Source organism: Methylovorus sp. SPW-M1 (assembly GCF_053848825.1).
Genome location: NZ_CM132626.1, coordinates 282,537 through 301,245, shown reverse-complemented (window position 1 = coordinate 301,245; position 18,709 = coordinate 282,537). Strand labels below are relative to the sequence as shown.

The window sequence follows — 18,709 nt, the reverse complement described above, 5'->3', positions numbered from 1 at the left end:
TCCTTTAATGCGCACGCCAGGTTTGGTAGTGCTTTTCTAACCGTTTGAATACCAGGCTTTCCATCAGCCAGGCGATGAGGCCGATGATGACGATGCCCAGCAACACCTGATTGGTATTGCCAACTTGCCCGCCCATCGACACCATCCAGCCTATGCCTTTGGAGGCGCCTATCATTTCTGCCGCCACCAGCGCGCGCCATGCCTGGCTGAAGCCGATACGCAGCGCCGCAGTGAAAAAGGGCAGAGACGCCGGCATGTAAACATGCACGATCATTTGCAGCGGTGTCGCGCCCAGCGTGCGGGCAGCGCGCACCTCGCCATTGCGTATGCTTTGTATGCCTTCCTGCATGGTGATCGCCATGGGAAACACCGCCGCAATGAAGATCACCATGACAATCGACCAATAGCCCAGGCCAAAAATGATCATGGTCAACGGCGCCCACGCCACGGGAGGGATCGCCATGAACAGGCTATTGAGCGGCGAGATGAAGTCACGGAAGCGGCGGAATAACCCGGCCGTGGTACCCAGCAGCAATGCGACCAGCGTTGCCAGGGCAAAGCCACCGGCTTCTTCCAGCAGGCTGGCCTTTAAATGCTTGAGCAGGCTGCCATCGGCAATCCATCGCTGCGCTTCGGCCATCACCTCCCACGGCTGGGGCAGAATGTAGGAAGGAAACCGGCTCGCCACCAGCACCCAGCACAGCAGCAGAAAAGGCAGGGAAGCCCAGCCCCAGTTGAATTTTTCCAGACGACGCATCATCAATTACCGCAACGATTGCTCGGCCTTTTGCAGGTACGAAGTCTCGACCACCTGCTCAACCTTGAGCGGCTTGCTGATAAAACCCAGGGAAGAGGAATAATCCATCAGCCGCTGGATAAACTGCAGATCAGCCGCATCCAGGCGCGAGGACCAGCCCATGCGCTTGCGCGCCTCTTTCACAATATCTTCCGGCTTCACGGTCTTGCCATCCGCGCCCTGCACTGGCTCCAGCTTGAATGCTTCTGCGATGATCTGATTCGATTCCTCCGGGTGGGACTGCAGAAAGGCAATCGCCTTGAGGTGTGCGCGCAGCAATTTCACCACGTCGTCTGGCCGGTCTTGCAATACTTTGGGAACGCCGATAATCACGTACCAGGGATACTGCGGCAGGTCTTTATTCACATCCAGAATGAGCTTGCTGGTACCGCGCAACAGGGATTGGCTGACAAACGGCTCCCAGGAGAACGCCGCATCCACGTCACCATGCTCCAGCACGGCGTTCATATTGCCGGGCGGCATCGCCACGATAGTGAGATCCTCATCGGGGTCCAGCTTGGCCTTTTCTTTCAGCACATAGCCGCGCAGCAGCACATCCATGCCACTGCCCTTGGCCACACCAGCCAGCTTTTTATTGCGCAGATCTGCCACGCTGTTGATCGGGCTTTTTGCGTTGGCAATGACGGCCGCCTGGCCGTAATTCACTTGCGCCAGGATTTTGCTCTTGAGACCGCGCGAGAACCAATGGTAAACCGGCGGCGAACCCACATACGCTATATCCAGATCCCCGGCTGCCACCGCTTGTTGCAGCAGCGGACCATCCGTAAACGGCTTACTGTCTACATTCAGCCCTTCTGCCGCATAAAAGCCCTTTTTCTCTGCAATCACGGCGGGCGCATTCGCCATGGCATACACCCAACCTATGCGCAGGGGTTTTTCCTCCGCGGCCGATAAGGTGGACAGAGATAATACGGCGAGCGTAAGCAGGCTGGTAATCACGGTTTTCTTGATCATTTTTTGGTATTTTCTAATCGGGAAAAGAAGTTAAAGAACACTCACATTGGCATGGACCACGTCTGAGATTTCCTCCATCAGCGCGGTGCGGTACTCAACAAAACGGGGAAGTTTGCGCGTGTCGAGATTGGTGCGCGGACGCGGGATATCGATCGCCAGCTCGCTATGAATACCGCCGGGCGCGATTTCCAGCACCACTACCCGGTCCGCCAGAAAGATGGCTTCGTCGATATCATGGGTAATGAACACCACGGTTTGGCCCAGCTCGGACCACAGACGCAAGGTCTCTTCATTGAGGTTATTGCGGGTAATCGCATCCAGCGCGGCAAATGGCTCATCCATCAACAGCAAGGCAGGCTCAAGCGCCAGCGCACGGGCGAGCGACACGCGCTGCTGCATGCCGCCTGAAAGCTGGTAAGGCAGCTTGTCGGCAGCCTGATCCAGCCCCACCAGCGCGAGGTAATGCAGCGCTTTTTCCGTTTGCTCTTTGGCATTGAGGCGGTTTTGCATGCGCAGGCCAAAGCGCACGTTTTCCAGCACACTCAGCCAGGGAAAGAGCTGCGGGGATTGGAACACATAGCCCAGCTCGGGCATTTCCGGACGCACTGGCGCACCGTTAATCGTGATTGTCCCCGAGGCCGGTTTCTGAAAGCCGGAAAGCAGATTGAGCAGCGTGGTTTTGCCACAACCAGAAGGCCCCAGCAGCACAATGAACTCGCCCGGTTTGGCGTGTAAGGAAAACGTGCGAAAAACCTCATGCCCATTCGGATAGGAAAAATTGATACTATCGACGGACAAGGCCGCCGCAGGGCGTTGCACAGCCTGTGAATGGGCCCCGGTGAGGCCGTGGTGATTTGTCATCTACGATCAACCCTGTAAAATTCAACCGAATAATACAAGTTAATACAAGATGAATAAAATATTAAAAACTTATATTGTTATAAGTAATTATCCCGCCCCTGTCTCCAGTAGCGAAAAATGGGATTGCATGCTGCCGTCATCATCGACAAAGTGAATTGGGACTAACACATTGAAACCGTCATCTTCCACCCTGGCGCGCGAGAATGCCGCCTCTCTTTACTTGCAAATAGCATCGCTATTGCATGAGGAGATCAACCGCGGCGTGTATGACCCCTCTGGCAAGCTGCCCTCTGAGGCCGCCTTGTGCCAGCGGTTTTCCGTTAGCCGCGTCACCGTCAGACTGGCGCTGGATAAACTCACGGAAGAAAATGTAGTCGAGCGCAAGCAGGGCAAAGGGACCTTCGTCGCCGGAAAACAACTACGCCATGGGCTCGATACCCTGCGCAGCTTTCACGAGTCGCTGGTCATTCAGGGTTTGAAACCGGAGATGCGCATTCTCTCGCGCCATATCGTCCACACGCCTGACAATGTGCGCAACTCACTGGGCGTCAATATGGAAAGAAGCCTGCTGCTGGAACGCCTGCATGTGGTCGACGGCGAGCCGATTGCCCTCGGCAGAAGCTATTTGCCAGTCGAAGTGGAAACCCTCAGCTGGGAGCAAACCGAGCAGCAGCCCACCTACGCCATTCTTGAATCCCTCACCGGCTTGCGTGTGGTGCGTGCCGACATAGGCATCAGCGCTCAAGCCGCTGACAAACCGCTCGCCGATAGCCTCAAGATCACCGTCGGCATGCCTTTACTGGTCATGCGGCGGCTCTCGTATTTATCCAATGAAGACTGCTGCGACCATTCGGTGTTCTACATTCGGCCGCAGCATTATGAGTTTGTGATGAGCAGCTATTTCAAGCCCGTGCTTAAATGAGAATGCCGCTCGCGGATAGCCTGCTTGCGATGCCCCAAGCCCGGGCTTGATTAGCCACACTCAGCGAGCCCACCATCATTTCAGCTCTTCCATGACGCTAAAACGCTGACCATTTATCTCGATATCATTGAAGCGAGGCGGTATCACCCTGGCCTTGCCTAGCGCGATATCTTTCAACACCTGATCAACACGTTTAGCATCCCCGGCTTTGCGGAAATTAACTTGGCCAGCATACTGATATTGCCCTGAAGGCAAGGCCTGATAGAAATAAGCATCGCCCACCCACGGGGCGGGTTTTTCCTGCACGATTACCGCTTCTTTTGCTCCATCTCCATTGATATCCACCATCCAGATGAAGCATTGTGCATTGGTTTCCAAGCAACGCTGCTCATTCCAGCGTGTCGCTGTCTGGATTGTCTTGAGCAAGGCGTCATCCGCTACTTCGCCTTGCGGCAATACCCTGAAACGCAGGCGCATCTGCTCCAGGGTAATAGTATTCTGAGCATCGGCAGCGGAATAGCGTTCTTTCTGCTTCAGTGCCTGGCTCGCCTTGGTGGCAATAAGGGCTTTATCCTTGTGCGCGATGCCCGCCGCCAGTGTTTTGAGGGCATCCAGCCCGTAACGTCCCGCTTGCCAACGCAAATAGCTATAGTCGATGCTGTTTGCAGAACCATTCAGCAGGCGGTTCATTTGGCTTTTAACGGCGATGCGCCTGGCATCCGCAATCGGACTCAACAGTAGCGCAAGCCCCGCAACCATCACCAGGGCCGTTGCAATGTTGGTATTGCCGATATTGCCCAGCCAGCCGCGGCGGCGGCGCAGTGAATAGGCATAGCCCAGGGTATACACCGTGGCAAGCACCAGAATAAAGGTTGCCCAGACGCGATCCTCCGTCCAGCCATATTGGGCAATACGCTGCTTCATCGCCAGCCAGGCAATCACCACCAGCACGACGAGGCTTAACCAGGCAAACTCTACTAATCGGCTCAGCCGTCGTCCATAGGGTTGCGCCTCATTCCCCTCCTGATAAGCGGCGTTGGCAAAGCCTACCGACAATGCAATAAACCAGAGCAGGATAAAGGCGGCATTCCCCGTTTTGAACAAAGGCGCAAGGCCAGTGAACGGCAAGGCGATCACCCACATCAGGCTGAACATCAGCAACAGTGGCAGCAACCAGGCAAATACCGAAAGGCAGAAACGGCGCAGGGTAATGATCCAATCCGTCTTGGCCAAGGTCAACGCGCATGCGGCGGCAAAGGCAATACCGGTAACCGGGATAGCGAAGATGGATTTCTTTATCAGATCCTCTACAAAATTGAGCCCTATGCTTTTCATGAGCATGGAGCCCGCAAACAGCACCACCCAGAATACCCCCGTCAGCAGGGCAGCATAGGAAAACATCAAGCCATTGCGCCAGGCGGTCTCAAACAACGCGTGATAAGACCAGCGTGCCCGGCCGCCCTCGTAATGAGCAATGACAGGGATCAGGATGAAGCCCAGTATCGCCGCAGCAAACAAATCAGAAGGCCGTGCGGGTGGAAAATTCCATTCACTTCCCAAGGCATCTATATGCGTATAGTCTGCCCAGCCACTGTAGGCGCCCAGCCCTGCGAACAATAGCCCTATGCTCAGTAGCAGGGCGGCCCGTCGACGATTGTCTGGCAAGGTGAGGTTTTCGGAGAGGTAATAGGCAAATGGCAAGGCGAGGCTCACATACAACAGCATCCGCTCGCTTATGGGATCCATTGAAGGCCAGACTTTCACCTCCCGCGCTTTCCACAATCCCCACAATGCCCATCCCTGCAGGGCGCCTATCAGCAGCAATATCCGGTTCATTTTTTAATTTTTAAGTCCGTGTTGATTGAACAAAATTATAGGTCTGGCGCAGAGATAAGGCCAATGCAGGCTTACTTGCCTGCAACAAACGCATGTTGAAGAGCCTGCCTGGCTTCAGGAAACCTCCACCTGCTTCAACCACTCCGTCGGCGCCTGCCCGAGACGCTTGGCAAACACACGGGCAAGCGCAGCCTGACTCTGGTAGCCCACCGCAGCCGCGACAGATTTGATGGGGCGTCCGCTTTTCAGCATGCTCTGGGCGACGGACATGCGCCAGTTGGTGAGGTAATCCAGCGGCGTCACCCCCACGGTCTCGCGAAAATTCACGGCAAAGCGGGCGCGCGACATGCCGGCGATATCAGCCAGTTCATCCAGGCTCCAGGGGTGACCGGGGCGCTCGTGCATGGCGTTGACGGCGTGTTTCAGTCTGGAATCGGCCAGGGCGGCGAAGATGCCGCCATTCAGCTGGCCCATGGCCAGCACGTGCCGCAGCATCTGAATCAGGAAATATTCAATCAATCGGTCGAGGGCTGCCTGCCGGCCAAAACTCTCTTGCAAGGCTTCGCGGAATAGCAACTCCAGGGTGGGTTTGACCAGGCTCATGTCGTCCATGGGCAGCACGATGGCCTCGGGCAGGGAGAGCGCAAGCGGGCTGCCAACCTTGGCACCCAAGTCTACATAGGCACAGAGCAGCTCTGCGTTTTCGCCCTCAGGCACCAGCGCGTGCGGACAGGTTCGGGGAAAGAAAATGACGCTGGGTTGGGTGATGGATTGCGGTGGGCCATTGCGCACCGTCATGGTGACCTTGCCGGACCGAACGATGTGTATGTAGCCAGCGTTTTCATCGAACGCCACCAGCTGGCATAGCTCGCCGCTGTGAAAAGATTGGGCAGAAAAGGTGATTTGCCTTAATAAAGGCGCGAGCTGATCCATGGCGATACTTTCGGTCAAATAGTCGATACCAATTGTATTCATGAGTATCGCATGATGTCTCCAGCGCACAAAGCGCACCCACCATTACCCAAAAGGAGATTCATCATGGCACGCATTCCCGCAGTAAACCGCAACGAAGCCACCGATCCACTGGCAACCACATTCAATACGGTAAAGGCCAAGATCGGCATGGTACCCAATCTTTACGCCACCTTTGCTCAGTCGCCCGCTGTGCTGGATGCCTACCTGGCATTTTCCACCGCATTGACCAAAGGCCAGCTGACGGCGGCGCAGCGCGAGGTATTGGCCCTGGCGATTGGGCAAACCAATCAATGCCAATATTGCCTTTCCGCCCACTCGCTGCTCGCCAAGGGTGCAGGTCTGAACCCCGAGGCGATCAAGAATGCAAGAAACGGCAGCTCGGCTGAGCCCTTGAACGATGCGCTGGCCCGGTTTGCGGTCAAGGTTGTGGCGCAACGTGGCGTGCTCAGCGATGAGGAATTCAACGCCGCCAAGGCCGAAGGCCTGAGCGATGCGCTGATCATTGAGGTCCTCGCGCATGTGGCCCTGAATACATTGACCAATTACACCAACCATATTGCGGCGACAGATATCGACTTTCCAGTTGTACCACTGTGAGCATGTAACGCGATGCGCCTGATTACCCGACCGGCGCTGTCCGGTCGGCTAAAAGCGCAGGAGAAAAGCATGAAAACCATCCCCATACAAATACCCGCCAGTAGTGGCATTTCACTCGCTGCGCGGCTCGATCTCCCTGATGATGCTTATCGGGCTACCGTGCTGTTTGCCCATTGTTTTACCTGCGGCAAGGATGTGTTGGCCGCCAGCCGCATCTCCAGAGGGCTCGTCGCGCAGGGATTTGCCGTATTGCGCTTTGACTTTGCCGGCATTGGCGCCAGCGAAGGCGAGTTTGCCGACACCAATTTCTCATCCAACATCCAGGATGTGGCGGATGCCGCCGACTGGCTGCGTGCTCATTACAAGGCACCTGACCTGATTATTGGCCATAGCCTGGGCGGCACCGCCGTGCTCGCCGCGTCATCGCGGCTGCCTGAGGCCAGGGGCTATGTCACCATAGGCTCGCCTAGCGATCCGCGCCATATGCTTGAGCTGATAGGCGCCCCCAGCCTGCAGGTGATCGAACGGGAAGGCGCCGCCGATGTGAATCTGGAAGGGCGTGTATTTCATATCAGAAAACAGTTTCTGAATGACGTCCAGGCGCAGCAGGTGTTGCAACAGGTGGGGCGGCTGCATAAGCCCTTGCTGATCATGCATGCTCCCGGTGACAGGACCGTACCCATCAGCCATGCCACCGCCCTGTTTCAGGCAGCCGCGCACCCCAAGAGCTTTATCTCGCTGGGGGAGGCGGATCACCTGGTGACAAACAAAGTGGATGCGGAATTTATCGCCGAGATGATCTCGGCGTGGAGCAAGCGTTATATTGAAGGCGCGCTGTAATGTCAACGAGACAATTCCTGGATGGTCTTCGAATGCAGCGCCTTCAGGTTTACCCCCTGGACCAGAATCGACGCAGCTGTGGCAACATCACGCCGAGGATAACCAGCGCGCCACCGATGAGGTGATAACCAGCAAGATGTTCATTTAACATCAGCATCGCCAATATTGCAGTAAAGATGGGCAGCAGATTCATCATCATGCTGCAGCGATTGGGTCCCAGTGCTTCGATACCCTTAATCCAGAAATAGGGCAGCAATACCGAAGCCAGCACGCCTGCATACAAAATCAGTGGAATTGATTGTGCATTCAGCCGGGCCTGGTCCGCCGGCACACGCAGCAGCATGGGAACCATGAATACCAGCGCGGATAGCGCCTGCATGTAAGTGGATTGCCAAGCCGGCAGAGGCAGCTTCCAGTACTTTAAAAGCACGCTGTATACCGCATAGCTGGTCACTGCTCCCAGCATCAGCAGATCACCCATACGCCAGTGTCCATGCCACAAGGTCGACGGGGAGCCAGCACTGATGAGATATGTGGTGCCAAAAAAGGCTATCCCTGCCCCAAGCAACATCTCGGCAGAAGGCGGATCCCTTAACAGCAGGCTGCTTGCAAGCAAGGTCGCCAGTGGCGTCATGGCCGTGATGATCGCCATACTGGTGGCGGTCGAAGTATCTGCAGCCCAATATGACAAGCATTGATAAAACGCCATGCTCAAAAATCCCAGCACCACCAGCTTGGGCAGCAGAGGAATAATGATCCGGCGATTTCGCCATACCGGCAGGGCGACAAACAAGCTCATCAGGCTGATCGCCACCAGCAGGCGGTAAGCGGTAATAGCAGGTGGTGCAATGATCCCTGAGGCCAATTTCGACACAATCACATTGCCAGCCCACAGCATGATGGTCAGCAGGGGGTATATCCAGAGTTTCATTTTAATCATCCATGCAAACGAGAAGGACTTGCATGATGAAGCTCGCACCAGCGGCGGTCTCACGATAATATGCCAAGCATTATCTTGAAAGTGACAATCGTATGCGGGCAGTCGATTCACACCTTCCTTATGAACATGCCACGATGCCGGTGACCGCAATGGCAGAGGACTATCCGGATCGCCATTTCATTCAGCCTCACACGCATCGGCGAGCGCAGTTTCTCTATGCCACTCAGGGGGTGATGATTATTGAAACCAGCACCGGACGCTGGGTGGTTCCGCCCAGCCGGGGCGTCTGGCTGCAAGCCCATGTTGAGCATACGGTCCGCATGCGCGGGGATGTATGCATGCGCACCTTGTTTGTAAATCCCGATGCCGTCCCTGAATTGCCTCAAGGTAACGCGGTAGTGGCCGTTTCGCCTCTGTTGCGCGAGCTGATACTGGCCGCCACTTCGGTGCCTCTGGAATATGAAACGGAAAGCAGGAATGGCCGATTGATGCGTTTCTTGCTGGACGAGTTGCAAGCGCTACCCGTGCTGCCATTTCATATTCCCTGGCCTACCGATGCCAGGCTGGCTGCTCTTTGTCACCATATCTATGACACGCCCGATGATCAAACACAGATAGCCGTATGGTCGGGCAAGCTTGCCATGAGCGTGCGCACATTTCACCGGCGGTTCCGTAGCAGCACGGGCATTACCTTTGCGCAGTGGCGACAGCTAGCAAGACTATTGCGCTCGCTAGAGCGGCTTGCTGAGGGAGCCTCTATTATCCAGGTCGCGCTGGAACATGGTTATACCAGCCAAAGTGCCTATGCCGCCCTGTTTAAACGGCACTTTGGAGTATCGCCCTCCATGTTTTATCGCTAGCTGGCCATGGACTCGACATATTGACCTGGCGTCAGGCCTCTACCGGCAAATTGAATGGAGAAGCGTCGAGATACTCCCATTCCAGATGCTGCGGTACCTTGCGCAATATCCACTGCGCTATGTCGAACTCCCAGAAGCGCCCGGTGCCACCGCTCAGATTATGGGGATCGTCCTGATCCCATAACAGACGGGATTTTCCGCTGAGCTGCAATAGCTGCTGCCCGGCAAAGTCAGGAATGCATACTCCAGTGCGTGCATCGATCTCCATATTGCCCAAGGTATTGAACATGCTATTGCCGTGGTAATCCGGGATGCGCAGGGTGCTGTCGTTGATGATCTGCACAAAGCCTGGATTGCCGCCACGATGCGAGGCATCCGCCCCTGTGTCGGCATAATGGGTGGCCACAAACATGGTGTCCGCGTTACGCACCAAGGCTGCAATATTTGCCTGCAACTGCGTGCCGACCAAAACTTCATGCGGGGCGGCCGCCTTCTCGAATTGCTGCAGATGGCGACGCTGTATGTATTTCGGGCAATTGGGATAGGCTTCGTTCACGCCAATGACGATCCCTTGATCGTGCATGCGCTGAATCATGCCGTTAATACGGTAGCGACGGCGCGAGCCAAGTTCGATAAAGAGCAGACCGACGGCAGGGTGGTGGTCGATATTGGTCCAGAATGGGTCAGACATATCCCGCTCATCCACAGGAATATGCAGGGCAAGGGCGGCATCGCCCTCGGCCCTGGCAAACCCAGGCTCGGCATACAGCACGGAAGACCACACCGCGCCATCGGAAGCGATACTGCTCAGCACGACCATAAACTGCTTCTCGATAAAGGGACGAGCGCCGCCCAGTATGGTGTCTGCAATCATCGCTGCATTTCTATCGGCAATAAACGCCTGGCCAGCATGCCTCTGTACGGCGCGCTCCCCGGCATGAAAATGGAATCTGGTTTGCATGGCATTCTCCTCATGGAAACACGGCCTCCGGCTTTATCGCCTACGCCGTTGTTGATGAGGCCATTCTAGGAAATAATGCCCCTGATAGAATCAGCTCTGCCCGCAATTCATTATTTCGCCTGGAGTAACGATCATCGACCACATTCACCTGATGCGCGTACTGGTAGCCGTTGGAGAACAAGGCGGATTTGCCGCCGCCTCCCGCCAGCTGGATATATCGCCCGCAGCGGTCACCCGAGCCGTAGGCGCACTGGAAGAGCAACTGGGCGTACAGCTGGTGCAACGCACCACGCGCAATGTGCGCTTCACCGATGCTGGCCTCCGCTATTACGATGACGCGCGGGCCATACTGCAAAGTATCGCCGAAGCCAACGAGGCGGCCTCGGGCATCAATGCCGAGCCGCGCGGCACGCTATCGGTCACGGCCCCGGTGCTGTTCGGGCGCATGTTTGTCATGCCCACCATCATTGAATACATGCAGCGCTACCCCCTGGTGAAGGTCAATGCGAATTTTGTAGACCGGGTGACCAATCTGGTCGAGGAAGGCATGGATGTTGCAATCCGCATCGGCAACTTGCCCGATTCCTCGTTACGGGCCGTCAAGGTCGGGCAGGTGCGCCGCGTGCTGTGTGCATCGCCTGCGTATCTGGAAGCCCATGGCACGCCACAAATCCCGGCCGATCTCCTGCAGCATTCCATGATCGTTTCCAATGCGCTTTCACCCCGCGTCGAGTGGCGTTTTGAAGGCGGCGATGAACCAGAACTGGTGCAGATAAATCCGCGACTGGTAGTCACCAGCAACGACGCAGCCCTGTCAGCCGCGATTGGTGGGCTTGGCATCACGCGGCTGCTGTCTTACCAGGTACGCAGCGAAGTCGAGCGCGACAGCTTGCGCCTGCTGCTTGAGACCTTTGAAGAGTCCCCCTGGCCGGTACATGTGGTGCATCGTGAAGAAAAATATGGCTCCTCCAAGGTGAGGGCTTTCATCGACCTCATGGTCGAGCGCCTGCGCGCGCATCCCCATCTTTAGCTCCCTCAGTGGTACGTCAGAAGCGGCTGGCGCTGGCATAAGCGCAATCAGGATTCAGACACATCCCCTGAAATTAAAAAAGCCACTGGCCTGCACGAGTCTCAGGCCAGTGGCTTTCCATACGAACCACGTTGAAGGTTTAGCCAACATCAAGGTTGCACATTGCGGTCCAGGAAGTCGCGCATCAGTCTGGCAATCTCATCGCCATCCTCCTCCAAGGCAAAGTGCCCGGTATCCAGCAGATGTAATTCGGCGTTCGGCAAATCCCTCAAGTAAGGGGTAGCGCCCGCAGCCGGGAAAATCTTATCGTTTTTGCCCCACACAATCAGCATCGGAGGCTGATATCGGCGGAAATAAGCCTGCCACTCAGCATAGTGCGGCGGGTTAGTGCCGTAGCTATAGAACAGTTCCAGCTGAATATCCTTGTTGCCAGGACGATCCATATACGCCTGATCCATCATCCAGGCATCCGGACTTACATTCGCCGCAGGATTGCGGAAGCCTTCGGTGTATTGCCATTTGGTGGCAGCCAGCTCCAGAATCGGCCGCAGTTTGGCCGCATTCGCTTCCGATTTGTTCTTCCAGTAATCCTTCACAGGTACCCAGAACTGGTTGTCTATGCCTTCTTCATAGGCATTTCCGTTCTGCACAACAATAGCGCTGATCTTCTCCGGATGAGCACTCGCTATGCGATAACCCACAGGGGCACCGTAATCCTGTACATAGATGGCAAATTTGCCCAGACCAAGCCTGATGGTCAATTTATCAATCACCATCGCCAGGTTATCAAAACTGTAGGTAAATTTATCCATGGCGGGCTGATCACTTTGGCCATAGCCGGGATAATCGGGCGCTATCACATGATAGCGCTCGGCAAGTTGTGGAATCAGGTTGCGGAACATGTGCGAGGAGCTGGGAAAGCCATGCAAAAGCAATACCACCGGCGCGTTTGCAGGGCCGGCTTCCCGATAAAACACCTTCACACCGTCAATATCCACCGTGTGATAGGAAACAGCCTTGGTGGCAGCGGACCCTTGGCTGGAAACCGTTGGAGCCGCCTGCAATGAAAGGGGAATCGCAGTGGCAGTAGCAACTAAGCCCAGGGCGATAGTCAGTTTGGCAATACGGAGGTAGCGAAGCATCTTCATTCCTTTGGTTTGTTTTAGACGCTTCCAGTTTTGCCCAGATACCTCTTGATTAGAATCGCCGCACGGAGAAATTCACCATTGCACGCCAAGAAACAATACGCTTCGCCAGGAAATAACAGGCTGATTTTTATACTATTCTGCCATCACTCCTGGGACTCATAGATCAAACGGCATGCATCTGACTCATGCGTCGCCCATACGATATGTACATTCTCACATAACAAATAATGACACCCACCCAATGTCCAGCCTTAACCTTTTTGGTATAGTTAAGAATCATTCTTAATATAAAAGGGAAGCAACGTGAAGAAATTCATAATCATCCTCGCGGCCATGCTGACAACAGCATGCGCGGGGGGCCCGGGGGCATTGGGTGGTGGCGAAGATAAGTTTACTGCCGCTTACGTTAACGCACATATCGTCGTTGGCAAAACCACGCAGGAAGAAGTAAAAGCGTTATATGGCGTACCTGACAAGTCGTCGCAAAGCTCTAGCAGCAGAACCAGCTGGAACTACAAAAAGCATGGTGCTTTGTATGCCCTTTCCGATCTGGTGAGTGCTGCCCCTGGTTCAGTACCGGGCGTCGTCTCTGCCGACTCTGCGTTGAACAGCGCCAAGGATGCTTCCTCAGCTTCCGGCAAGCTGAACAAGGTCATGGATAAATCCTCTGGCAATACCGCCGTCAAGGGTGATAACCTGTCCATCGACTTTGATAAAAACAACAAAGTCACTAACTGGTTTCTGTACTAAAGTCTGACTAACTAGTCGCCAGGCAGTAAAAAAACGCCCGATGATGTTCGTCGGGCGTTTTGTTTTTGGGTGATGCTCACCGCACGATTTTGATGGCGGGCTCGGCTGATGTAGCATCGCCAGACCGTTTCTCACATTCCCTTGCTGAAGATACCTGAATCGATGCGATATCAAGGTCGAATTACCACATGGAAAGATAAGCAGGGCTTTGGTTTCATTACCCCAAATGGCGGGGGTGATCCGGTCTTTCTGCATATCAGCGCATTTAGCCATCGCAAGCGGCGCCCAGAGGGCGATGAGCTGGTTACCTATGAGCGCACGCTGGATGCCAAAGGGCGCCCACATGCGTTGAAAGTGGCGTTTGTGGGTCATAGGCCAGCGCCTGCCTCATCCCAACGCAGCCCTGTACTGCCACTGTTTGCCTTTATCTTTCTTTGCGGCGTGGCAGGGGCGGTCTGGGCTGGGCAGCTGTCTGCCACTTTACTGGGGCTCTATCTGGCGGCGAGTGTCGTCACGTTTGGGGCGTATGCCATCGACAAGTCTGCAGCCCGACATCATCGCCAGCGGACAGCTGAAAACACATTGCACCTGCTGGCGCTGCTGGGTGGCTGGCCGGGGGCGATCGCCGGGCAACGGCTATTCCGGCACAAAACCGCCAAGCGCTCGTTTCTGATCATCTTCTGGGCAACGGTGCTGATCAATAGTGGCGTGTTGCTGTGGGCATTGTCGCCCGCAGGTGCCAGCGTGCTGCAGTCACTGGGGCATTGAATTACAAGCTGGCCGGACGCGCAGCAGGCCTCCATAACAAAATTAACGTGCTATGTGTAGTTGCGCACAGACCAAACCTGCCTGAAACCCTAATCTGGGTTAAGCACTGAGAGCAAGCCCCCTTTCACCTCGGTAAACGCTCCTTTCTGCCATGTGTGGCTGCCTTGAGACTGACATTCGCAGTCGCGGCTGCCAAACCACAAAAAATATCACGCTCCATGAGCAACACGCCTGGGCACCACGGCCATTAGGACGTGCACTGCAGAGATGCCATCCATGGCAAGAGCTATTGAGCACACCTCCCATATTTCAACCCCACTTTACCCATCACACAAGGAATACCCCATGAAAGCACTAAAACTGATCGTCGCCTTCAGCATGGCATTGGCACTGATCACCTCTGTCGGCTGCGCATCCACTTCCAAAAAAGAAGGCACGGGCGAATACATGGATGACAGCGTCATCACCACCAAGGTGAAGGCAGCCATTTTCAACGAGCCCACCCTGAAATCGGCTGAGATCAATGTCGAAACTTTCAAGGGTGTGGTGCAGCTGAGCGGTTTTGTTAATTCACAGGAAGACATCAACAAGGCGATTGCCGTGGCAGGGCGCGTCAGTGGTGTCAAGTCGGTAAAAAATGATATGCGGCTCAAAGCCAAATAGTCGTTAAGCATCCACTTTAAAGGAACCATCATGCTGGAAGCCTTTGCATTTGTTTTAGTTGCCCTGTGTCTGCTGGCCATGGGGGCGTCGGTCACCATGGGCGGCCTGATTTATCTGCTGCCTGTGATTGCGCTTGGCATTCTCACGGAACGCAGCATCCATATCTGGCGCCCGCGGCTAACGTTGAAATGGCATGCCTACCGCATGGCCCACACGGCATAAATACCCACCCCACCCCTCAAGGAGCACCATATGGATGACATCAAGACAACAAACAGCCGCGAACAATTGATTGCGGATTTTCAAGTCGCCGTGGCGGATGCCGAGGCATTGCTTAAGGCCACGGCCAACCAGGGCGGTGAGCAGCTTGCGCAGATTCGCGACAAGGTGGAAAAATCGCTGGGCGTGGTCAAGGCCAATATGGCCGAAGCACAGACCGCCATCATCGCCAAAACCCGCGAAGCCGCCAAAGCCACCGATGAATATGTGCATGAAAACCCATGGGAAGCCATCGGCATAGGCGCGGCGGTGGGTGTTGCCATTGGCTGGTTAATTGGGCGTCGGGCGCCTTAGCCCATGGCCAACGATGCAGCCACTGCCAGTCCTGGCGTACTGGGTTCGCTTACGGCCCTGAGCGGGGCCCTGCTCGCCATCCTTTATACCCGCCTGGCACTGCTGCGGGTGGATATAGAAGAGGAGCGGCTGCACTTTTTTTCTTTGCTGGTCACCACGCTGGCGCTGCTGTTTTGCCTGGGTATCGGCGTGATTCTGGCATGCATACTGCTGATCGCCTTCTTCTGGAATACCTATCCCTTGCGCGTGCTGGCGATCCTGAGCGCGGGGTTTATTACCATGGCCGTGCTGCTTGGGCTGCTGGCACTGCATAAAATCAGGCACAAGCCTCAGCTGTTTTCCACCAGCATGGATGAGCTGGGCAAGGATATTCAAGCCATGAAAACGCCGCCGTGAGTACCCGCATGCAAGCTCTGGCAAGGCGGCGCGCCCAGCTGTTGCAGCAATCTGCGCAACAGCGCACGCTGATCGCCCTGCACGCCGAGGTATGGCAAGCCAGGCTGGCAAGACTGGACCATGGCTTGCACATATTCAAGTTCATGCACCACCATGCCTTTTTACTGGGGGCCGGGCTATGGCTACTGCTACGGTGGCAACGCAGCCCCTCCAGTCACTGGTATTACCGGATATTTCATTTATGGCGCTATTACCAGCAATGGCGGGCCTTGCGTTCATTGGCCACGGCAAGCACCGACATGGATAACCGACCCGCTGAAATGCATACCCCATTTGTGATTAACCCACCCTAGGAGTCATCATGTCTCACGTCGGCCCAGAGTTCAGTTGTGATGCAAATACCCAGGCACTCATGCATGCCTTTAATCAGGCGGTGGCCGAGGCAGAGTCGGCAATTGCCTTGACGGCCAATGAAAAAGACCCGGCCGTGGCATCGCTGCATGCCAGGCTGAAAAACTCCTTGCAGCTGGTCAAACACAGCATGACCACCTCCGGACTGTTGCCTTCCTGAATGAACCAGCGCGGCTATCGGCCGCCGCCTGCTAGCACACCAGCAAGCGGGCGTAGACTGCTTTATCCGTCTCGTAGCAACTGCATGCCGCCGCTTCCAGCCCGGCGGCATCATCTATCCTTACCACCCCGCGGCGATAGCTGATCAAATGCTGGGTATGCAAGGCGCCCGCAGCCTTGGTAACGCCTACGCGCCGCACGCCCAGCATCTTCGCCAGCAATTCGTGGGTGATGTAAAAATCCTCCGAATGCATGCGGTCCCGCGTCATCAACAGCAGGCGTGCCAGGCGCTTCTCCACCACATGATAGCGGTTGCATATGGCAATCTGCGCAAACTGCTGGCAGGAGACATGCACATAGCGTTTCACCAGCTCCTGCAATTGCGGATGGCGCTCCAGCTCTTCCAGAAACAGTGGCGCTGAACTGCGCAAGGCAAGGCCATGGCCTTGCACCGTGGCGCCGAACGGACTCTGCGCCACGCCCAGTATCAGGGAAGCGCCGACCATGCCCTCATTGCCGATCAGGGCGACCTCCATGCCCTCACCCTCTTCCAGATTGAGGGTCAGGGCCACCATGCAGGTCAGGGGGAAATACACATATTCAACGGTGTCATCCGGCTGGTTGAGTACCTGGGTCAAGCCCAGCTCGACCGAATCACATGTGCTGATAAAACTGAGTCGTTCGGGAAGCGGCAACGCCTCCAGCAGACAATTAAAAGGGGACGTAGACATATGAAGCATCTGGGGAAGCACCTTGCAGAGAAACGTACACATGGGCAACAGACATCACCAGACGGGCTCGGCAATGGCAAGGAATAGCGCGATGTCTTCAAGCTAACGAATCAGCCGGGCAATATCTGTGCGATACCACGCATACCCCGCACGCCGCTTGAAGACCAAGTATGCGCTGATGGGATGGCGATGCGTTAACACCCCCTGAAAAACTTGAAATTGTTGCGTCCCTGCTTTTTTGCCTCGTACATGGCGCTATCGGCATGATTGATCAGGGTCTGGGCATCACGGCCATCGTGCGGATACAGACTGATGCCGATGCTGGCGGTCAGATGCAACTCCTTGCCGCCAATGGCGTGGGGCTTTTCCAGGGCGCGTAGTATCTTGCTGGCAATCAACGCGGCATCCTCGCCATGTTTGCTTTCGTCCACCAGCATCAGAAATTCGTCGCCGCCTTGCCGGCTCACGGTATCTGACTTGCGGACCAGCTCGATCAGGCGTTTGGCCACCGACTGCAAAATCGCATCCCCCACCACATGGCCCAGGGTATCGTTGATCTGCTTGAAGTTGTCCAGATCCATGAACAGCACGGCCAGCTGACTGGTGCCACGCTCGGCCAGAGTGATGGCCTGCGACAGCCGGTCATTCAGCAACATGCGATTGGGAAGATTGGTCAGGTAATCATGCTGCGCCAGATGCGCCATTTTGCTCGCCATGGCACGCGCCGCACTCACATCATGAAAGACAATCACGGCGCCGGTGAGCTTGCCGCTGCCATCGTGAATCGGCGAGATGGAATCTTCGATCGCCACTTCGCTGCCATCCCGGCGTATCAATATCGTATCCGGATTGAGCCCTTGCGTTATGTCCTGCGTCAGCACGCGGTGTACCGGGTTCTGGTCATGCAGGCGGGTGACGCCGTTAATCAGCTGAAAGACCTTGACGATGGGCAAGCCATTGGCCTCTTGCCGCGACCAGCCGGTGAGGGATTCAGCCGCGAGATTGAGGTAATTCACTTGGCCTTGCATATCGGTGCAGATCACGGCATCGCTGATCGAGTTGAGGGCTATTTCTGCCCGCACTTTTTCCTGCTGCATAAAGCGCTCAAACACACTGCGCTGCAGCACATTTTCCACGGTCTGGATAATCTGGTCCGGGGTGAAGTGAGCATGCGTCAAATACCCCTGCGCGCCTCGTTCAGAGGCCGCCTTTATCAGGGCCGCCGCTGCAGCGGTATCTTCTGTCTGCAAGGTGATGATCGGCGTGTAGGGCGCCACCGCAAACAAGACCTCAAAGGTGGGTATGCCCTCGCTGTCTGGCAAGCCCAGGTCCACGATAATGGAATCCACTTCTTTTGTCTTGAGGAAACGCATTGCCCGCGCCAGGCGACGCACCCAGGTGAGTTTGAAAGGATGCACGCGCACGCGGCCAAATACTGTTTTTAGCTGATGTCCGTCCCTGGCCTTATCGGTAATCAACAGTATTTGTCTTGGCAGCACCATGGCAGCTCCTGAAAA

General features: G+C 55.6%; 23 protein-coding genes. 13 read left to right on the top strand and 10 right to left on the bottom strand.

Translation table 11 applies throughout. The features are described 5' to 3' along the window. Positions 1 to 4 precede the first annotated feature (4 nt). Genes ACWWD9_RS01360 through ACWWD9_RS01350 form a run of 3 tightly spaced genes read right to left on the bottom strand, consistent with a single transcriptional unit; the run spans position 5 to position 2,632 of the window. Complete coding sequence (locus ACWWD9_RS01360) at positions 5 to 760, bottom strand: ABC transporter permease (protein WP_455867484.1); 756 nt, start codon at positions 758 to 760, stop codon at positions 5 to 7. 3 nt (positions 761 to 763) lie between these two features. After that, positions 764 to 1,771, bottom strand: coding sequence for an ABC transporter substrate-binding protein (locus tag ACWWD9_RS01355; RefSeq protein ID WP_455867483.1), 1,008 nt, complete (start codon positions 1,769 to 1,771; stop codon positions 764 to 766). A 30-nt stretch (positions 1,772 to 1,801) separates the two neighbouring features. After that, the gene (locus tag ACWWD9_RS01350; protein WP_455867482.1) at positions 1,802 to 2,632 is read right to left on the bottom strand and encodes an ABC transporter ATP-binding protein; all 831 of its coding nucleotides are present in this window, start codon (positions 2,630 to 2,632) and stop codon (positions 1,802 to 1,804) included. A gap of 169 nt (positions 2,633 to 2,801) precedes the next feature. Between ACWWD9_RS01350 and ACWWD9_RS01345 the strand changes: the two genes are divergently transcribed. Then, entirely contained in the window at positions 2,802 to 3,554 is a 753-nt protein-coding gene (locus ACWWD9_RS01345; RefSeq protein ID WP_015831108.1) for a GntR family transcriptional regulator, read from the top strand. Positions 3,555 to 3,629: 75 nt separating this feature from the next. Here the strand turns inward: ACWWD9_RS01345 and ACWWD9_RS01340 are convergent, their stop codons facing one another. Together ACWWD9_RS01340 and ACWWD9_RS01335 are read right to left on the bottom strand one after the other, a co-directional pair. After that, a complete protein-coding gene (locus ACWWD9_RS01340) occupies positions 3,630 to 5,300 on the bottom strand; it encodes a DUF4153 domain-containing protein (protein WP_455867481.1) in 1,671 nt (556 codons plus the stop codon). A 204-nt stretch (positions 5,301 to 5,504) separates the two neighbouring features. After that, complete coding sequence (locus ACWWD9_RS01335; protein WP_455867480.1) at positions 5,505 to 6,365, bottom strand: cupin domain-containing protein; 861 nt, start codon at positions 6,363 to 6,365, stop codon at positions 5,505 to 5,507. A 63-nt stretch (positions 6,366 to 6,428) separates the two neighbouring features. Between ACWWD9_RS01335 and ACWWD9_RS01330 the strand changes: the two genes are divergently transcribed. Together ACWWD9_RS01330 and ACWWD9_RS01325 are read left to right on the top strand one after the other, a co-directional pair. Further along, positions 6,429 to 6,962, top strand: a complete 534-nt coding sequence (locus ACWWD9_RS01330; RefSeq protein WP_455867479.1) for a carboxymuconolactone decarboxylase family protein — start codon at positions 6,429 to 6,431, stop codon at positions 6,960 to 6,962. Between the two features lie 69 nt (positions 6,963 to 7,031). Then, positions 7,032 to 7,802, top strand: coding sequence for an alpha/beta hydrolase family protein (locus ACWWD9_RS01325; RefSeq protein WP_455867478.1), 771 nt, complete (start codon positions 7,032 to 7,034; stop codon positions 7,800 to 7,802). Between the two features lie 49 nt (positions 7,803 to 7,851). Here the strand turns inward: ACWWD9_RS01325 and ACWWD9_RS01320 are convergent, their stop codons facing one another. Continuing rightward, a complete protein-coding gene (locus ACWWD9_RS01320) occupies positions 7,852 to 8,733 on the bottom strand; it encodes a DMT family transporter (protein WP_159354858.1) in 882 nt (293 codons plus the stop codon). Between the two features lie 143 nt (positions 8,734 to 8,876). Here ACWWD9_RS01320 and ACWWD9_RS01315 point away from each other — a divergent pair, with 143 nt between their 5' ends. Continuing rightward, a complete protein-coding gene (locus ACWWD9_RS01315; protein ID WP_202943913.1) occupies positions 8,877 to 9,602 on the top strand; it encodes an AraC family transcriptional regulator in 726 nt (241 codons plus the stop codon). A 31-nt stretch (positions 9,603 to 9,633) separates the two neighbouring features. On the opposite strand, the gene ACWWD9_RS01310 is transcribed toward ACWWD9_RS01315, so the two are convergent. Further along, positions 9,634 to 10,563, bottom strand: coding sequence for a pyridoxamine 5'-phosphate oxidase family protein (locus ACWWD9_RS01310; RefSeq protein WP_455867477.1), 930 nt, complete (start codon positions 10,561 to 10,563; stop codon positions 9,634 to 9,636). Between the two features lie 151 nt (positions 10,564 to 10,714). Here ACWWD9_RS01310 and ACWWD9_RS01305 point away from each other — a divergent pair, with 151 nt between their 5' ends. After that, positions 10,715 to 11,593 carry a LysR family transcriptional regulator gene (locus tag ACWWD9_RS01305; protein WP_041370223.1) on the top strand — a complete coding sequence of 293 codons (879 nt, stop codon included), beginning with the start codon at positions 10,715 to 10,717 and terminating at the stop codon, positions 11,591 to 11,593. A 149-nt stretch (positions 11,594 to 11,742) separates the two neighbouring features. Here ACWWD9_RS01305 and ACWWD9_RS01300 read toward each other — a convergent pair whose 3' ends face one another. Beyond that, positions 11,743 to 12,735, bottom strand: a complete 993-nt coding sequence (locus tag ACWWD9_RS01300; protein WP_455867476.1) for an alpha/beta fold hydrolase — start codon at positions 12,733 to 12,735, stop codon at positions 11,743 to 11,745. A 309-nt stretch (positions 12,736 to 13,044) separates the two neighbouring features. On the opposite strand from ACWWD9_RS01300, the gene ACWWD9_RS01295 reads away from it, so the two are divergent. From ACWWD9_RS01295 to ACWWD9_RS01260, 8 genes are all read left to right on the top strand, one after another. Further along, a complete protein-coding gene (locus tag ACWWD9_RS01295) occupies positions 13,045 to 13,491 on the top strand; it encodes a hypothetical protein (RefSeq protein WP_455867475.1) in 447 nt (148 codons plus the stop codon). Between the two features lie 162 nt (positions 13,492 to 13,653). Beyond that, entirely contained in the window at positions 13,654 to 14,259 is a 606-nt protein-coding gene (locus ACWWD9_RS01290; protein WP_455867474.1) for a DUF1294 domain-containing protein, read from the top strand. Positions 14,260 to 14,604: 345 nt separating this feature from the next. Next, positions 14,605 to 14,922, top strand: coding sequence for a BON domain-containing protein (locus ACWWD9_RS01285; protein ID WP_455867473.1), 318 nt, complete (start codon positions 14,605 to 14,607; stop codon positions 14,920 to 14,922). 30 nt (positions 14,923 to 14,952) lie between these two features. After that, positions 14,953 to 15,144, top strand: coding sequence for a hypothetical protein (locus tag ACWWD9_RS01280; RefSeq protein ID WP_159354854.1), 192 nt, complete (start codon positions 14,953 to 14,955; stop codon positions 15,142 to 15,144). Between the two features lie 30 nt (positions 15,145 to 15,174). Then, positions 15,175 to 15,495, top strand: a complete 321-nt coding sequence (locus tag ACWWD9_RS01275) for a DUF883 family protein (RefSeq protein ID WP_015831120.1) — start codon at positions 15,175 to 15,177, stop codon at positions 15,493 to 15,495. 3 nt (positions 15,496 to 15,498) lie between these two features. Further along, positions 15,499 to 15,891, top strand: coding sequence for a phage holin family protein (locus tag ACWWD9_RS01270; RefSeq protein ID WP_013443358.1), 393 nt, complete (start codon positions 15,499 to 15,501; stop codon positions 15,889 to 15,891). Further along, positions 15,888 to 16,244, top strand: coding sequence for a YqjK family protein (locus ACWWD9_RS01265; RefSeq protein WP_455867472.1), 357 nt, complete (start codon positions 15,888 to 15,890; stop codon positions 16,242 to 16,244). Before ACWWD9_RS01270 ends, ACWWD9_RS01265 begins: the two co-directional genes overlap by 4 nt. 8 nt (positions 16,245 to 16,252) lie before the next feature. Beyond that, positions 16,253 to 16,462, top strand: a complete 210-nt coding sequence (locus tag ACWWD9_RS01260; protein ID WP_455867471.1) for a hypothetical protein — start codon at positions 16,253 to 16,255, stop codon at positions 16,460 to 16,462. Positions 16,463 to 16,493: 31 nt separating this feature from the next. On the opposite strand, the gene ACWWD9_RS01255 is transcribed toward ACWWD9_RS01260, so the two are convergent. Both ACWWD9_RS01255 and ACWWD9_RS01250 read right to left on the bottom strand, forming a co-directional pair. After that, positions 16,494 to 17,192: a Crp/Fnr family transcriptional regulator gene (locus ACWWD9_RS01255; RefSeq protein ID WP_455867470.1), complete on the bottom strand. Its 699-nt coding sequence runs from the start codon at positions 17,190 to 17,192 to the stop codon at positions 16,494 to 16,496. Between the two features lie 194 nt (positions 17,193 to 17,386). Next, entirely contained in the window at positions 17,387 to 18,694 is a 1,308-nt protein-coding gene (locus tag ACWWD9_RS01250; RefSeq protein WP_455867469.1) for a diguanylate cyclase domain-containing protein, read from the bottom strand. Positions 18,695 to 18,709: the final 15 nt, after the last annotated feature.

Coding starts and splice junctions, on each gene's coding strand:
- ACWWD9_RS01310 (WP_455867477.1), bottom strand. CDS start 10,563: ATGCAAACCAGATTCCATTTTCATGCCGGGGAGCGCGCCGTACAGAGG.
- ACWWD9_RS01260 (WP_455867471.1), top strand. CDS start 16,253: ATGTCTCACGTCGGCCCAGAGTTCAGTTGTGATGCAAATACCCAGGCA.
- ACWWD9_RS01340 (WP_455867481.1), bottom strand. CDS start 5,300: ATGGATCCCATAAGCGAGCGGATGCTGTTGTATGTGAGCCTCGCCTTG.
- ACWWD9_RS01255 (WP_455867470.1), bottom strand. CDS start 17,192: ATGTCTACGTCCCCTTTTAATTGTCTGCTGGAGGCGTTGCCGCTTCCC.
- ACWWD9_RS01330 (WP_455867479.1), top strand. CDS start 6,429: ATGGCACGCATTCCCGCAGTAAACCGCAACGAAGCCACCGATCCACTG.
- ACWWD9_RS01275 (WP_015831120.1), top strand. CDS start 15,175: ATGGATGACATCAAGACAACAAACAGCCGCGAACAATTGATTGCGGAT.
- ACWWD9_RS01325 (WP_455867478.1), top strand. CDS start 7,032: ATGAAAACCATCCCCATACAAATACCCGCCAGTAGTGGCATTTCACTC.
- ACWWD9_RS01355 (WP_455867483.1), bottom strand. CDS start 1,771: ATGATCAAGAAAACCGTGATTACCAGCCTGCTTACGCTCGCCGTATTA.
- ACWWD9_RS01290 (WP_455867474.1), top strand. CDS start 13,654: ATGCGATATCAAGGTCGAATTACCACATGGAAAGATAAGCAGGGCTTT.
- ACWWD9_RS01270 (WP_013443358.1), top strand. CDS start 15,499: ATGGCCAACGATGCAGCCACTGCCAGTCCTGGCGTACTGGGTTCGCTT.
- ACWWD9_RS01320 (WP_159354858.1), bottom strand. CDS start 8,733: ATGAAACTCTGGATATACCCCCTGCTGACCATCATGCTGTGGGCTGGC.
- ACWWD9_RS01280 (WP_159354854.1), top strand. CDS start 14,953: ATGCTGGAAGCCTTTGCATTTGTTTTAGTTGCCCTGTGTCTGCTGGCC.
- ACWWD9_RS01360 (WP_455867484.1), bottom strand. CDS start 760: ATGATGCGTCGTCTGGAAAAATTCAACTGGGGCTGGGCTTCCCTGCCT.
- ACWWD9_RS01305 (WP_041370223.1), top strand. CDS start 10,715: ATGCGCGTACTGGTAGCCGTTGGAGAACAAGGCGGATTTGCCGCCGCC.
- ACWWD9_RS01300 (WP_455867476.1), bottom strand. CDS start 12,735: ATGCTTCGCTACCTCCGTATTGCCAAACTGACTATCGCCCTGGGCTTA.
- ACWWD9_RS01335 (WP_455867480.1), bottom strand. CDS start 6,365: ATGAATACAATTGGTATCGACTATTTGACCGAAAGTATCGCCATGGAT.
- ACWWD9_RS01285 (WP_455867473.1), top strand. CDS start 14,605: ATGAAAGCACTAAAACTGATCGTCGCCTTCAGCATGGCATTGGCACTG.
- ACWWD9_RS01250 (WP_455867469.1), bottom strand. CDS start 18,694: ATGGTGCTGCCAAGACAAATACTGTTGATTACCGATAAGGCCAGGGAC.
- ACWWD9_RS01315 (WP_202943913.1), top strand. CDS start 8,877: ATGCCGGTGACCGCAATGGCAGAGGACTATCCGGATCGCCATTTCATT.
- ACWWD9_RS01350 (WP_455867482.1), bottom strand. CDS start 2,632: ATGACAAATCACCACGGCCTCACCGGGGCCCATTCACAGGCTGTGCAA.